This is a genomic window from Luteitalea pratensis (genome assembly GCF_001618865.1).
GTDB lineage: Bacteria > Acidobacteriota > Vicinamibacteria > Vicinamibacterales > Vicinamibacteraceae > Luteitalea > Luteitalea pratensis.
The window spans coordinates 2,906,616-2,919,683 of the sequence record NZ_CP015136.1 but is presented as its reverse complement, the minus strand read 5'-3'; the positions used below and the strand labels follow the sequence as shown (position 1 = coordinate 2,919,683).

General features: G+C 65.6%; 11 protein-coding genes. 2 read left to right on the top strand and 9 right to left on the bottom strand.

The annotated features are described in order from the left end of the window. Positions 1-105: 105 nt before the first annotated feature. The 5 genes from LuPra_RS11975 to LuPra_RS11955 form a co-directional block, all read right to left on the bottom strand. Positions 106-1,908 (bottom strand): phospholipase D-like domain-containing protein, encoded by a 1,803-nt coding sequence (locus LuPra_RS11975; protein ID WP_110170955.1) that lies wholly within the window; start codon positions 1,906-1,908, stop codon positions 106-108. Positions 1,909-1,976: 68 nt separating this feature from the next. Then, positions 1,977-3,623 (bottom strand): YCF48-related protein, encoded by a 1,647-nt coding sequence (locus LuPra_RS31825; RefSeq protein ID WP_157899057.1) that lies wholly within the window; start codon positions 3,621-3,623, stop codon positions 1,977-1,979. A 438-nt stretch (positions 3,624-4,061) separates the two neighbouring features. Continuing rightward, positions 4,062-4,559 carry a nuclear transport factor 2 family protein gene (locus LuPra_RS11965; protein WP_110170954.1) on the bottom strand — a complete coding sequence of 166 codons (498 nt, stop codon included), beginning with the start codon at positions 4,557-4,559 and terminating at the stop codon, positions 4,062-4,064. Between the two features lie 161 nt (positions 4,560-4,720). Then, positions 4,721-5,578, bottom strand: coding sequence for a VOC family protein (locus LuPra_RS11960; protein ID WP_110170953.1), 858 nt, complete (start codon positions 5,576-5,578; stop codon positions 4,721-4,723). A 98-nt stretch (positions 5,579-5,676) separates the two neighbouring features. Next, positions 5,677-6,987 carry a glucoamylase family protein gene (locus tag LuPra_RS11955; protein ID WP_110170952.1) on the bottom strand — a complete coding sequence of 437 codons (1,311 nt, stop codon included), beginning with the start codon at positions 6,985-6,987 and terminating at the stop codon, positions 5,677-5,679. Positions 6,988-7,077: 90 nt separating this feature from the next. Here LuPra_RS11955 and LuPra_RS11950 point away from each other — a divergent pair, with 90 nt between their 5' ends. Together LuPra_RS11950 and LuPra_RS11945 are read left to right on the top strand one after the other, a co-directional pair. Further along, entirely contained in the window at positions 7,078-8,067 is a 990-nt protein-coding gene (locus LuPra_RS11950; RefSeq protein WP_157899056.1) for a carboxypeptidase regulatory-like domain-containing protein, read from the top strand. 77 nt (positions 8,068-8,144) lie between these two features. Next, positions 8,145-9,503: a transposase gene (locus LuPra_RS11945; protein ID WP_234800715.1), complete on the top strand. Its 1,359-nt coding sequence runs from the start codon at positions 8,145-8,147 to the stop codon at positions 9,501-9,503. 135 nt (positions 9,504-9,638) lie between these two features. Here LuPra_RS11945 and LuPra_RS11940 read toward each other — a convergent pair whose 3' ends face one another. The 4 genes from LuPra_RS11940 to LuPra_RS31820 all read right to left on the bottom strand — a co-directional run bounded on the left by LuPra_RS11940 (position 9,639) and on the right by LuPra_RS31820 (position 13,008). Continuing rightward, positions 9,639-10,817: a serine hydrolase domain-containing protein gene (locus LuPra_RS11940; RefSeq protein WP_110170950.1), complete on the bottom strand. Its 1,179-nt coding sequence runs from the start codon at positions 10,815-10,817 to the stop codon at positions 9,639-9,641. Positions 10,818-10,909: 92 nt separating this feature from the next. Next, complete coding sequence (locus tag LuPra_RS11935) at positions 10,910-11,665, bottom strand: class I SAM-dependent methyltransferase (protein ID WP_110170949.1); 756 nt, start codon at positions 11,663-11,665, stop codon at positions 10,910-10,912. 67 nt (positions 11,666-11,732) lie between these two features. Then, complete coding sequence (locus tag LuPra_RS11930; protein ID WP_110174658.1) at positions 11,733-12,557, bottom strand: ThuA domain-containing protein; 825 nt, start codon at positions 12,555-12,557, stop codon at positions 11,733-11,735. 193 nt (positions 12,558-12,750) lie between these two features. Next, the gene (locus LuPra_RS31820) at positions 12,751-13,008 is read right to left on the bottom strand and encodes a glucosamine inositolphosphorylceramide transferase family protein (protein ID WP_157899055.1); all 258 of its coding nucleotides are present in this window, start codon (positions 13,006-13,008) and stop codon (positions 12,751-12,753) included. Positions 13,009-13,068 lie beyond the last annotated feature (60 nt).

Below are 13,068 nucleotides of genomic sequence, written 5' to 3'. Positions count from 1 at the left end.
CGGTCGATGGATTTCGACCGGCTGCACGCCAACATATCAGTGATGATCGGCGAGCGCCCACCCGTCCCTGGCCCATCGGTGCTTCCAGGGACGACCAATCGCCGGCTAGACCCCTGGAATCGCCATGTGTGTGAACACCTCGACGCGTTTGCTGCGGAGCGTGCCGGGCTTGTACTTCTGCGTCCAGCTGTCGTCCTCAGCCAGGAAGAGGCTCGCGTCCTGATTGGCGTTGGGGCGGTTGCGCAGCACGAGCTCCATCACGGCTCGGAAGTAGTAGTGATTGAACAGCCGGTTGAACTCGGTGAAGTAGATGTCGGCCACGCGCAGATCACCGCGGATCAGGATCATGTTCTCGTCGTTGTCGTTCGTGGACGCATCGCTGAAGTTCGCCGAACCCGTGACGACAATCGGATCCGCGCCAAGCGGATCGCGGAGCAGGAATTTCGAGTGGATGTAGACCACGTGCGAGTTCAAGCTCAGGGCACGCGCGTTGGTTTCCCGCGCCCATTGGTACACAGGATTCCTGATGAAGGCCCCGAAGGCCTGATAGATGTTGTTCGCGGCCTTGAGGCGCACGAATTCTGACGTGCTCTGCGGATTCGGCACGTCCTCCTTCTCGAGCAGCAGGAAGAGGAGCGGGCTCTTGATGGTGTTGTCTTTCAGGGCGTCCTTGAACTTCCTGTTCACACCGAACGCGAGCGTGACGGCCGAGAACCTCTCGGCGGCGTCGACGAGCTCGATGTAGTTCTTCAGCACGGCGCTGCCGCGGCGTGGACTGAACACCGGCGTGACGCCGCTGGGAATACCGGCGAGCGACGTCGGCACGGGCGCCAGTCCTTCGACCCGATCCAGGAGCTCGGCATTCTTCGCCTTGCCGGCCGCCGACGCCCCACTTACGCCTTTCGGTGCGCCGAGATCCTCGCTCATGACATCCCAGTACGCCAGGTACTGCCTGGCGACGTCCTGGTTCCGGATCCAGTGGCCGACGTTGGTCTGACCCGAAATGCCCCCCAGCGAGAGGTTCGTGGAGCCCGTCCACACCTCGGTGGCCGTCGAGCCGGGGCCTTTCACGAGCACCATGAACTTGTTGTGCGAGATGACATTTGGCCTCGCCTCGCGCAGCACGATGCTCGTCTTGGGCAGCTCTGCTTTCTTGATCGTCGCGAGATTGTCCTGCCGCGGAAACGGCGCGACAGCCGGGTTCCCGTCCCTGGCCGGCAGGCCGTTGTCCTTGCCGTCACAGATGATCTGCACGTCGACGCCCCGGTCGATCGCCTTCTTGAGCTCTTGCGCGACCGGCAGATACCGGAACTCGTAGAAGCAGCAGCGCAACGCGTCGCCAGCCTGCGCGGCGCGGATGAACCTGAGAATCGCTTCGTCGAGCTCGCGCGTGAGCCATTGGAAGGCCCGCTCCTGTTCCTCCCTGCTCAAGGTCGGGTCATCCGGCTTCTTGTTGCCGAACTGCCGGACATAGGCCTGGCTGCTCGCCACGCCGCGATTGAAGAAGATGTCGTGCTCGTTCGTGCTGAAAAGCGGCTCGGTATGCACCGTGATGGAAATTGGCGTCGCGCTGCGGTCGATGTTCTTCGGCTTGCCCCGCAATGGATAAAACGTATACGTGTAGTCGCGATCCGGCTTCGCGGTGAAATCGTCCCACACGAGACTCTGCACCGGGTGCTGGAATGTGCTCACCTTCAAGGTCTCGTCAGGCTGGGGCACGAGCGACTTGAAGACCTTGAACCCGAACATGAAGAACCGCTCGTTCTCGGTTGGATCCGCGCGCTCGACCGCAAACCCGAGCAGGCCCGCGCGCGCCGGCGCGTCGGCGGCGATCGCGAACGAAATCGTGTTGACGCCGGTCACGGCAAAGACTTGAAAACCATCCACCATTGCTGACTTGCTTCGCATGGGAGCCTCGGATCTCTGGCTGGGGTGCTCGGCCCTTCACGACGATCGACGCCTCGATGCCGGCGATCTCACTGCAACCGTACGAGACGGCTCTCTGACACGCCGTCCACCGTGACGCGCCAAATGAAATAGCCCGGCGGGCGACGCTCTCCAGTGGCGTCGTGTCGATCCCATGTCAGCTCGCGTCGGCCGGCTCTCGGATCGGGCTCGTCGACCAACATCAACACGAAGTCGCCGAACCGATCCCAGATTCTGACGGTCAAGCGCTCCGCCGCCGGCGGCACCGTCACGCCAATGGTCAGAGGACCGACGGCCGAGACAGGCTCCAGCGATTCCAGAAATCGCGGCCGTTCCTCGGCTGCCGCCGCCCGGGGGGCACGCGTGGGCTCGGAGGAGTATTTGTAGACCGTCTCGCCAGAGGCGTAGCCCACCGTGACGGGGCGACCGAAGAAGCGAAAGCGGTTGATGGCCTTCCCGATTTCATTGGCATCCTTCCAGGTGATGCCGCCGTCGCGGGTCTCGCTGCTCGAGAGTCGCTGGAAATTGGCGTCGCCCCACCCGCCGACCCACCCATGCTGCGCGTCGACGAACCCCACGCCCTCCAGGTTGGCGTTGAGCTGTGGGTCGTTGATGGCGTGTCGGGTCCAGGTGAGCCCACCATCCAGCGTCTTCAGAATGGCGCCGGCGTTGAAGTTTTCCAGCGAGACGAACCCGACGCCGTCGTCCAGGAACTGAATCTTCCACCCCCACTCTCCGCGAGGAAACACCCCCTGGATCGCTGCGGCCCGGTCGACCCAGGTCCGCCCGCCATCCTCCGTACGGAGCACCACCGGCCGTACATTGGTTCGCGTCGCTGGTGGTTGATCGGTCTTGCCCCCGACGACCCACCCGGTATCCGGGCTGGTGAAGAACGTATCGATCAGCAGGTCAGCAAACGGCTTCATGTCAATCGCCGTCCATGTCTGACCACCGTCGACGGTCTTGATCACCGCGGGCGGCCTGTTTGGAAAATTCGTTCCCGAGGCGAAGACCACCTGATCGTTCACCACGGACAATCCACAGATGGCCGCCGGTGTTCCCGGTGGCAAGTTGGAAACTGCCGTCCAGTGTCCACCGCCATCGCGAGTCTGGAAGAGCCGCTTGGAAGCGGTCAGCGTGCCCGCCCAGCCGCGCGTGCGAGACGCAAACCCCACGCACCGAAAATAGACGTCTTCGTCGTGCAACTGCTCGACCCACGACGTCCCGCCGTCTTCGGTGTGCACAATCTGGCCATTACTGTTGACGGCCCACCCGATTGCTGGATCTACGAACCAGATGTCGTCAGTGCGCGAACTCGCGCGGGGTGCATTCGTGGCTCGCCAACGCAGTTCGTTGACCACTGGCGGCTCATCCGGACAGCCGTCGTCGATCCATTGCTGAATGAACGCGATGTCTTCTTCCGCCACTGCGGCAAGGCCGGCTGGCATACGACTGAACTCGGCGTCAGGTGGCGGAGTCGGCAGATCGATGCCGAACGGCGACTCTCCTCTGAGCGCCTTGACCAGGTTCGAGTGTTGCCCATCGGAGACGGTCACCAGCGGCAGGTCGAACACCTTCTTCGTGACGAACTGTTCGCGTGTCAAGCCCCGCCAGAACGCACGATGCACGCCGATGTTGACGTTCGGTCCGCCGATCGCCTGATCGAGAATCTGGGTGACGCGGTCGAGTCTGGTCATGTGCCGCTGCTTCCTGTGGTCGCGTCGCCGACCCGACGCCACCGCGAGAACACGGCGTCGCGCATGTGCCCTCCGGACGACGCGCTGAGGAACTCCAGCCGGGGCGCTGAAGTGGGCTCGCACTCACCGCTGGAATGCGCCCGTCGATCTAAACGCTCCGGGCGCTTTCAGCGTACATGGAGGATGGACAGGAGTTGAACGCGTCGTCGCCCGACCTGCCGGGCGACAAACTCCATCGCCGGCTCAGGCGCCGCCGAACTCACGACTGAGGGCGTCAATCACGCTCTCATCAAGGTGTCGTCGTGTGTCGAGCGCAATTGCGCACCGGGTGCGCCAGGACTTTGATGTCGATCGCCCGCAAGGCCGAATGTACTTCGCGACGGACTGCAATGGGACAGCCACGTTCAGAGCCACCAACAGGCGGCGTGCAGCGGATCGTTACTTCGTTGCGGTGGTGATCTTCTTCCCTCGCGGGCCAGTCCACGTCCAGCCATGGATCGACCAGCCAGCGGGATCCTTCTTCAAGACAAACGTCATCTGCGCCTCTTCGCGCATCGCGACGCCCTTCTCCTTGAAGGCATAGGCCGATGGAACGACGACATAGGCCGAGGTGCCGTTGGTTTCGACACGCGTCACCTTGCCGAGCGTCACCTGCTGGTCGGTGATGCCCTTCGCCTTGGCATCGCGATCCAGATCGCCCATCCACGTCTCGAACGCCTTCGCACCACGCCACAGGTAAGGCGCCACTTCGTCGATGATGACGAGGTCGGCTGCCGACGCATGCGTCGCCGCCGCGCCGGCCACATCGCCCTTGTTGAAGGCATCGATGAACCTGGTGACGGGGGCCGCGATCTGAGGATCGATTGGCTGCGCCTGCACCGTCGATCCGACGACGAGGCTGGCGCAGAGCATGATGCCGAGAGTCAGATACCGCATGGGCTCCCTCCTGTGAACTGAAGAGCTGGGCACACGGTACCACGGATGGTGTTCCGCGTAGACCGAGCGACCCCATTGGTCGAGATGGACCTTCGGGGGCCGGGCATCGGTGTGGCGTCACGTCCCGGCGCCACGCTCTCCGGAAGGGCCCGGCCGCCACGTCATTGGATCTTGTCGAGCCCCTCGGTCAGTTCGATCAACGTTCCCCACGGATCGGTGATGAACGCGATGGCTATGCCGAGATCGGGCACCTGACGCACGTTCTCCGGCCTGATCCCCATCGCGTCGAGTTTCTTGAGGAAGGTCGGAAGGTCGTCGATCTCGAAACCCACGTGGTCGACGACACGGCCCTTCGTGCCGACGACAGGAGCAGGCGAGGCGGAAAAGTTCAGCGAGACGCCTGGCAAGGCTGCCGTCAGGAACCGCGCGCCTGGCGCTGGCGCACCCGCGCGTGCGCCGAACACCTTGACGTACCAGGCCTGCATCTCGTCTCTCTCCGGTCCGAAGAAGTGCACATGCTGGAGCATCGCCGGCGCCTTCTGGTCCGCGATCTGCACGAGTTCCACCTTGAGATCGTCCGGGCCCAGTACGAATGCGATCGGACGTCCACCTGCCGGGCTTCTCGTGATGTCGTCGCTCACCGCCCAGTCAGCCGGCACCGAGTCGCGCGTGATCATTCGGTAACCGCCGGCCTTCAGCTTGTCGATCACCGGTCGGAGGTCCGGCACCGCCAGGCCGAGGTGATCGGCTGTCGTCCCGATCGAGCCGCCTGTCGGCGCCTGCTCGCGGAGGAAGACCAACACGTTGGGGAACTTGACGATCTGGCGGCCACCAATGGTGATCGGAACACCGCCCAGCGTGTCGACCCAGAACGTCGAGTGCGCTGCAATGCTCGTCGCGTTGACGTGATGATGACCGTAGACGACGGGGCCCTCCTTGGCCGCAGACAGCTGTGCCGACGACGGAGCGGCGAGCAGGAGCAACACGAAGAGGAACGCCAGTGCCGAGCCTGAGCGCATGGAGGTCGCAGTGTACCGCAGGGGACTGATCCATACAGAAGGTAGGGCCGGCTCTCCGAGCCCGGCCGCTTCGTGGACGCGTACGTATCCTGACCAGATCAGTAGGACCTGAATCCCGCGCGCTGGAGCGCGCGGCGCACGTTCACGTTGCGCATGAAGGTCTCCCACACAAAGCCGGTCCGCAGATTTTCGGCCATCACGAGCGTGATGCCGGTGTCGATACCGACGACGTCGGGGTCATACCAGTCGGTCATCGGGTTGAACGCGTTGACGAAACCGTAGCGGCTCCAGGCGCGGGAATATCGCGTGCGAATCGTGCGCAGCACACGCAGGGTTTCCTTCGGCATGAACGGCAACGAACCGGTCGTGGCGCTCGGCACGACCGACCCGTCGAGCGGCCCGACCTCTGGCGGACCGCCCCAGGCGACGTAGCCGTGCTCCGAGTCCGAGGCAGTGATTCCCCAGAGATCGTCGCTGAAATGCGGGAACCGCTCAGCCAGCTCCAGGCAGAACCGGCGATGGACCTCGGTGGCCGTCGCCGAGTTGCGAAAGTAGTCGCCGTAACGGTCGCGGCGGCCGCGAAAGTCGAACCAGGCCTGCGAGTACTGGTGGACGAAGAGTGGCGCGAACGAGCCGATGTAGCGTAACCCGTCGTACTCGAAGATCGTCCGCTTCCACGCATGCCAGGTCTCGACCGGCAGCGGGAACGTCGAGGACCCGAGACCGAGCAGGTACATCATCATCAGCTCGCTGTAGACGTCCCATCGATACTGAAGGAAGCCGACCTCGGGTCGCCAGCCGTGCGGCAGGAACGCCGTGTCGGCCGAGAGCCATGTCCAGTCCACCCGGTCGAAGATCCGCGCCGCCAGCTCCGCCGCCGCCGAGTCGCGGAAGTACTCGCCGCACGTGAGGACGCCGCACAGCAGGATCGCCGTGTCAATCGACGAAATCTCCGAATCCCAGATGCGCGCGCCGGTATGCACGTCGGCCCAGTGGTAGAAGAAGCCACGGTGCGTGGGCATGCTCCCGTCGAGGAACTGGAGCGCGGCAATGGCGCGGTCGCGCGCCTCCTCCATCGGCACATACTGTCGACGCGCGCCGATGCAGATGGCCGTCAGGCCGAACCCCGTCGCGGCGATGCTCGCCGCCGTTCGCGAATCGCTGGCGGCACGGACGCTGAAGCGATCGCGAACGAGTCCCGTGGCGGGGTCGGTCTGCTCCCAGAAGAAGTCGAAGGTGGCGCGCTGAATCTCGTCGAGCAGCCCCTCGCCCTCGGCCGCGGACGCCGCCGCCCCCTTCGATGCCTGCTGGGCGCGAGCGGCCCGGAAACCGGCGGCAGCCAGCGCCAGGCCCCCTCCGAGCCCTGTGAGAACGTGGCGACGACGGATGGATGGGGTTCGCGAGGGCATCAGCTGTACCGTCGACCGACAGAGGACGAGGTCGACGAGTATATGCGTCCGCCTTCTACCACAACGTCACTAAAATAGGGCGGCAGCGCCATGAGACACGCGAAGCGGCTCGCAGTAAGCGGGGTCATCGCCATCGCCATGACGATGGCGGTATTGGCGCTGATCAAGTGGCGCCGGCCTGAGGGCTTGCGGCTGGTGACCGGCGCGGTCCTGACCGCCGATACCAATCCCCAGCGTCAGCGGCCTGTTGCCCAGGCCCGCGTCAGTGCCCTCGCCGGTGCCTCGTCAGCTTCCGGCAGGACCGACGAATCGGGCCTGTTCCGCCTCACCCTGGATCCCCCAGTGCCGCGGGAGCAGTCCATCACGCTGAAGGTCGAACACCCGCAGTACCACCCGTTCGACGCGAGCAACCTGGTCGCGAACCAGCTTCACCTCGTCCGCCTGCGACCGATGCTCGCGGCGTACGAACGAGCGAACGAGAAGCCGGAGGTCGCAATCGCGAACGTTCGGGTGCGATACACCTCCAAGGCCGAGGCCACCATCGAGATCGCCAGTGCCGCCCGGACCTTCGAGTTCGCCAACACGGCCAACGTGCCGTGCGCCGGTCAGGCGCCCTGCTCTCCGGACGGGCGTTGGAAGGCGACGCTCGGAAGTTTCTCGCTCGAGGCGGGCCCGGACCGTCAGTTCCAGAACGTGCGTGTGTCGTGCCTGGCGGGCCCGTGCCCGTTCACGCGGGTGGCAGCCGACAACTTCTCGCGCGGCGGCCAGATGATTCGGGGATCGGTCCTGAACTGGTCCGACTCGGTGACCTATCTCGTGGAGGCCGAAGTCGCCCAGCACATCGTCAGTGACCTGGTCCGGCACGCGTATCCGGTAATCTTCGAGCGGTTCATGAACTTCACGCTGCCGCCCGGCGCGCAGGGGCCCAGCATCGAGGCAGAGGTCAAAGGCGAGGGGATCATCTTCCCGCTCGGCCCGATGCTGCGACTCTCGTGGGCGACGTGCCGTCTCGATGCCCGCGCTGACGGCACACGTATGTATCGCTGCGAGCTGAAACCAGGATTCACGTTTCAGCCCTAGCAGCCCGTGGTGAAAGTATCTCCTGAGTCGTTCCGAGGGATCGACACGATCGATCGCGCTCGATAGACTGGCTGCGCATGGCCATGGGCACCCGCCAGGATGAACAACCGCTGCTGTGGATCGCGACGTCGGACCTGCCAACGGCACCTGGGCATCCGTTCTACGCGCGGTTGAATACAGTGCTCGACGCGGCCGGCTTCGACGCGTTCGTCGAGGCGGAATGCCGTCGGTTCTACGCGGCGGTGATGGGACGCCCTGGGCTGGCGCCGGGTCGGTACTTCCGGCTGCTCCTGCTCGGGTACTTCGAGGGCCTCGGCTCCGAGCGCGGCATTGCCTGGCGTGCCGCCGATTCGCTGGCCATCCGTCGCTTCCTGCATCTGGGGCTCGAGGACGGCACGCCGGATCATTCGACGATCTCCCGCACGCGGCGGCTGATCGACATCGAGACCCATCGAGCCGTCTTCACGTGGGTGCAGACGCAGTTGGTGGCGCACGGGCTGCTGCGCGGCCAGACCGTGGCGGTCGATGCGACGACACTCGAGGCCAATGCCGCCATGCGCAGCATCGTGCGGCGCGACACGGGCGAGACCTACCAGGCCTACCTGACGCAACTCGCCGAGGCCTCCGGCATCACGACGCCCACGCGGGAGGCCCTGGCGCGCTTCGACCGGCGTCGCAAGAAGAAGAGCTCCAACCAGGAGTGGACGCACCCGGTCGATCCCGACGCGAAGATCACCAAGATGAAGAACGGGCGGACGCACCTCGCGCACAAGGCCGAGCACGCCGTCGATGTCGACAGCGGGGCGGTCGTCTCCGTGCGCGTGGACGGCGCCGACGTCGGCGACACCACCACGGTGATCGAGACCGTCGTCGACGCGACGGAGCAATTGGAACGGGCCGGCGCGCCGCACCGGCTGGAGGAGCTGATCGCCGACAAGGGCTACCACAGCAATCGGACCCTCATCGACCTGCACGCGCTCGACGTCCGTCCGTACATCGCCGAACCGGACCGCGGGCGCCGGCAATGGCGGGACCTTCCCGAAGCGAAAGCGCTCGTCTACGCGAATCGCCGACGCCTGCATGGCGCGCGTGGCGGACGACTCCGCCGGCAGCGCGCCGAGTACGTCGAACGCTCGTTCGCGCACCTCTACGAGACCGGCGCGATGCGCCGCACGCATCTGCGCGGGCATCAGAACATCCTCAAGCGGCTCCTGGTGCATGCGGGCGCCTTCAATCTTGGCCTGATCCTGCGACAACTGACCGGCTGGGGCACGCCGCGAGGCCTCCGGAGCCGCCTCGGTGCGCTCACGCGCCTCATCACGCGCTATCTCGGCCTGCTCGCCCCGCGCTGGGCCGACCTGCCGGGCACCACACCCTTGTCGGTGCCCGTGTCGACCTACACCACCGACGACCTCGGCGGTGCGCTACCGGCGTGAGTCAGTGACTTGCGCCACGGGCTGCTAGCTGAGCCAGGCAGGCTCGGACACAGATCGCGCAGCGCCGTTGACGACTGGACTCGCTTCGGCGCGGCACGTCAGCCCGCACTCGGAAACTCGATGGATACCGAGAAGCTACTTCGCGAGCGCCGCGGCCGCCGCCTGCTGGAAGGCTCGGCGGATGTCGCTGCCATCGCTGTTGGGCAGGCCAGATCGCTGGATCATGAGGATGTACGCCACGCCCTTCACGGGATCGATCCAGGCCTGCGTGCCCCAGGCGCCGCCGTGGCCGTAGGTCCCCGTCGAGAGCATCGACGCCACGCCGTCGTGTGGGGTTCGCAGGATGCTGGTGGCCAGGCCCCAGCCGTAGTTGGCGCCGCGGTTCCCCCATGCGTCGCTCTGGAAGAATCCGGTCGGCAAGTCGCCGGTGAGGGGAGTCGTCAGAGACCTCATCGAGGCGGCGCTGAGGTAGCGGCGGCCTTCGAGTGTGCCGCCATTGAGCAGCATCCGACAGAAGCGCGCATAGTCGGGTGCTGTCGAGTAGAGCCCACCGTTGCCTTGTGGCGGCCGGTTGCGCGGGCCGTAGTCGCGGCGCGGCGGTACCGCGTCGAGCGCGCCGGTCGCCGCGTTCTTGACGTAGGCGGTGGCCAGCCGCGCGAGCTGTGCGTCGGTCGGGTAGAACGTCGTGTCCTTCATGCCGAGCGGGTCGAAGATCCGCTGCTGCACGAACGCGTCGAACGTCATCGCGCTGATCACCTCGACGATGCGCGACGCGGCGTTGATCCCGCTTTGTGTGTACTGCCACTTCTCGCCGGGCTCGTACTGCATCGGCGTGACGAGCCACAGCTTCTCCAGGTCGGCGAGCGTCCTGGCGTCCTGCGCGGCCGGGCCGGGCGCCTCGCCGAGACCCGACGTATGGGTGAGGATCTGCGTGATCGTGAGGTTGGCGGGCTTGCCGGACGGCGTCTTCAGATCGGCGAACCCTGGCAAGTACTTCGCCACCGGGTCCGAGATCTTCAGCTTGCCTTCGTCCTGGAGCATCAGGATGGCCACGCCCGTGACCGGCTTGGTCATCGAGGCAATCCAGAACAGCGTGTCCGGAGTCATCGGACGCTTCGCCGACAGATCGGCCGACCCGGTGGCGTCCAGATGCAGGACACGATCTTTCGAGACGACGACGGTGACGGCGCCGGCCACTTCCTTGCTGGCCACCATCTCCTGCATGGCTGCGCCGACGCCCGGGAGCGTCTGCGCCTGGGCGGACGCGGTCAAAGTGGCGGCGAGGACCAGGGCGGCGATACGCGTGGGGCTCATGTCGACGACATGTACTCGTCGATCGTCGGGCCGTCAAGGGCCCCTCACTCAGGTTCTGGCTAAACGTGGCGCGCGTGTCCATGCACAGGCACTCACATCCTGTGCGCGAGGAACACTTCCGTCTCGTAGCACATCGTGACCAGACCATCGCGGTCGGCGTAGCGATCGTGCAGGTCAGTGAGCAACGACCTGAGACGAGCGCTCGCCGCGGTGGACTTCGGCACGTAGGACGCGCTGTTGGCGCGGCCGATCAGGCCGGCGAGGTCGAGCTGCTGGGTGTTGGGGAACGTCGTCCGGACTGCCGGAGTGAAGACGCCGCTGCGCGACACGTCGACTGCGTCGAAGGACATGCGCGCGCTGCCGACGTCGCCGCCGACGTCGATGACCGCCTGACCGTAGCCAGCCGTCAGCGCGTCGCTGGTACTTGGCCGGTTCCACATGATGGCCAGGCGTCCGCCCGGCCGGAGGATGCGGGCGAACTCGGTGAGTGCCTCGGCCGGGCGGAACCAGTGGAACGATTGTGCCGACAGGACCAGGTCCACCGCCTGTGGCGCGAGCCCCGTCGCTTCGGCCAGCCCCGCGACCCAGTTCACCTGGAGATGAGGCGCCGCCGCACCGCGCATCGCCACCCCGGGCTCGACGGCCACCACGCGAACGCCTCGATCGCCGAGCAGTCGCGCGGAGATGCCGGTGCCGGCGCCGACGTCCGCAGCGCTCAGGCCATCGGGCGGACCCAACCCTGCGAGGATGTGGTCGATGGCCGAGGCGGGATACGACGGCCGACACCGGACGTAGTCGCTGGCACGGTCGTCGAAGCGGTTGACGCTGTTCATCTGTGGCACGCCCATGACTCTACTCGCGTCGTTCCCGACCGAATAGGACGATGGGAGCTGTGTCCGCCCACAGCCGCTCGGGCTATCGGGGCGCTGCGCGTGGACTGACGTCCGCGTCGACGAGCTTGAGCACCCACTTGATCGCTTCGGCGATCATCGTCTGCATCTCCGGTTTGTCCCAGTTGGCCTCGACGTGGCCGAGCGTCGAGTAGAAGACGCGTCCCTGGCCGTACATCCGCGCCCACGTGACCGCGAAGTCGGCATCCGTGCGATGCACGCGCGGGTTGTCGAGGTCCAGCTTCGACGGATCGAGGCGCATCAAGACCCGCGTCGTCGTTCTCGAGAAATTCCTGATCTGATAGATCTCGTCGCTGATCGTGAACGCCGATGGCCATTGCTTCATGCCGGGGAATGCCGGGTCTTCGATGATGACGGGCGCGTCGAACGTGCCCCACGGGTGCTCGTCGAAGTAGCCGCCGATCAGCTCGCCGTATGCCGGCCACTTCGTGAACGTGATCGTCGCGCTGTGAATGCCGAGGAAGCCCTTGCCGTCGTCGTGAACGAAGGACAGGAAGTCGGCCTGCTGGCTGGCGTCCATCTCGAGAGTGCCGCCCGTGTAGAAGACGACCGCGTCGAAGTCGTTCAGATTCTTCGCGTTGTATTCCAGCTTCTTCTTCGTGAGCGCTTCGGTATCGGTACGGATGACGGTGTCCCACAGGCCGGTCTCCTTGCCGAGGCGCGCCATCGTCACCATCGCATGCGTCACGGCCTCGTGCCGATAGCCCTTTTCCTCGCCGATCACCAGGAGGCGCTTGCGCGGCCCCTGTACCTGCGCGGCGACGGGCGCGGCGACCGAGAGACACACGGCCACACAGATGACTGAGGTGATTCGCAGGAGTGAACGCATACGCAGATCCTCGTCGGTTCGAAGGCGACCGATGCACGGACCTGTCCGCGCGTCGACATCCATTCCGCTGCACTTATAACCGGAAACACCTCCTCCAGTGCCAATGGAACTCGGGGCTGGTTGCCGCCGCGGGTGGACACCTGCCACTTCCCGACAGCCGCCGGGAGGAGGTCACAATTGGTCGGAGGACAAATCAGCGCGATGGCGCCGTGGACGCGTTGCCGAGCGCATCGACGGCGGCGAGCCACTGGTTCGTTCCCGTCTGATGTGCCTCCACGTGGTGCATCGCCTTGCGGTTCCATCCCTGGCCCGATGCCTTGATCAGCGGCGCCTCCACCTTCGTGTCGGCGTAGATCGTCGGGCTGAGCGATGTGATCTTCGAGGCGAACACCTGCAGGCCGTACGTCGGGAAGCAGTCCTGCGCCACTCGGTAGAGCGCGCCGTCCTGCACGAAGGGTCGTCCCCGCAGGCCTGGCGTTGTGGGGGGTCTTTCCCGACAACGGGGCTGGCT

Coding starts and splice junctions, on each gene's coding strand:
- LuPra_RS11940 (WP_110170950.1), bottom strand. CDS start 10,817: ATGAGCCCCACGCGTATCGCCGCCCTGGTCCTCGCCGCCACTTTGACC.
- LuPra_RS11975 (WP_110170955.1), bottom strand. CDS start 1,908: ATGCGAAGCAAGTCAGCAATGGTGGATGGTTTTCAAGTCTTTGCCGTG.
- LuPra_RS31825 (WP_157899057.1), bottom strand. CDS start 3,623: ATGACCAGACTCGACCGCGTCACCCAGATTCTCGATCAGGCGATCGGC.
- LuPra_RS11955 (WP_110170952.1), bottom strand. CDS start 6,987: ATGCCCTCGCGAACCCCATCCATCCGTCGTCGCCACGTTCTCACAGGG.
- LuPra_RS11930 (WP_110174658.1), bottom strand. CDS start 12,557: ATGCGTTCACTCCTGCGAATCACCTCAGTCATCTGTGTGGCCGTGTGT.
- LuPra_RS11965 (WP_110170954.1), bottom strand. CDS start 4,559: ATGCGGTATCTGACTCTCGGCATCATGCTCTGCGCCAGCCTCGTCGTC.
- LuPra_RS11935 (WP_110170949.1), bottom strand. CDS start 11,665: ATGGGCGTGCCACAGATGAACAGCGTCAACCGCTTCGACGACCGTGCC.
- LuPra_RS11950 (WP_157899056.1), top strand. CDS start 7,078: ATGAGACACGCGAAGCGGCTCGCAGTAAGCGGGGTCATCGCCATCGCC.
- LuPra_RS11945 (WP_234800715.1), top strand. CDS start 8,145: ATGGCCATGGGCACCCGCCAGGATGAACAACCGCTGCTGTGGATCGCG.
- LuPra_RS11960 (WP_110170953.1), bottom strand. CDS start 5,578: ATGCGCTCAGGCTCGGCACTGGCGTTCCTCTTCGTGTTGCTCCTGCTC.